This window comes from Sinomonas sp. (genome assembly GCF_036848755.1).
In the GTDB taxonomy this organism is placed as follows: domain Bacteria; phylum Actinomycetota; class Actinomycetes; order Actinomycetales; family Micrococcaceae; genus Sinomonas.
Genome location: NZ_DAIUJO010000039.1, coordinates 1 through 1,094 on the forward strand (window position 1 = coordinate 1; position 1,094 = coordinate 1,094).

Here is a 1,094-nt window from a genome sequence, read left to right on the forward strand (position 1 = left end):
ACGGCAATCGTCGGCCGCCTCTACGTGCTTCATATCCTGCTCATCCCAGCGATGATCCTCGGACTCGTGGCCCTCCACCTCATCTTCGTCGTGGTCCACAAGCACACGCAGTACCCCGGTCCCGGCCGCAACGACCGCAACGTGGTCGGCTACCCGCTGGGTCCTGTCTACGCGGCCAAGGCTGGCGGCTTCTTCTTCATCGTGTTCGGCGTCCTGGCCGCCATGGCTGCAGCCTTCACGATCAACCCGATCTGGAACTACGGTCCGTACGACCCCTCCCCCGTCTCGGCCGGAACCCAGCCAGACTGGTATATCGGATGGGTCGACGGAGCTCTACGGCTCATGCCGGGTGTGATCGGTGACATCGGCGGCTACCGCCAGCACTTCGAGTTCGTCATCTTCAACCAGACGCTGTCGCTGAACATCCTGCTGCCGGCCCTCGTTCCTGCGCTCATTGTGTTCACCGTGCTGTTCACGTACCCGTGGATCGAGCGCTGGATCACGAAGGACGATCGCGAGCACCACGTTCTCGACCGTCCTCGCAACGCACCGACGCGCACCGCAATCGGCATGGCCGGATTCACGTTCTACTGCGTCATGTGGGCGGCGGCCAGCTCTGACCTCATTGCCACCCACTTCCACGTGTCGCTGAACGACGTGACGTACTGGCTGCGGGCACTGTTCTTCGTCGGCCCGATCATCGCGTTCACGGTCACGAAGCGAATCGCCATCGGCCTCCAGCGCAAGGACCGCGAGATCGCCCTGCACGGCCGCGAGACGGGCCGCATCGTCCGCCTCCCCCACGGCGAGTTCATCGAGGTTCATGCCCCGCTGGACGAGTACAAGCGCTACCGACTGGTCGCCTTCGAGTCACCTCTTCCCCTTCCGGCTCAGCCCAACGTGAAGGGCGTCGTCGATCGGCGGGAGAGGCGCCGCGCCAAGCTCTCGAAGTGGTTCTTCGAGGATCGTGTCGCCCCGGTCTCGCCGGCTGAACTGGAAGCAGCTCACGCCCACGCTCATCACGAGGCTATAGAGGCGGCGCCCACTGGCTCCGGCCACTGAGCGAAGTTCTCTGGTATCACCAACGGCAGGGG

1 protein-coding gene is annotated in these 1,094 nt (G+C 64.3%); it reads left to right on the plus strand.

From position 1 onward, the window contains the following. Positions 1-1,062 (plus strand): cytochrome b (locus V7053_RS08285; protein ID WP_334171803.1); only part of this gene is annotated, 1,062 nt, incomplete at its 5' end. Between the last annotated feature and the right edge of the window lie 32 nt (positions 1,063-1,094).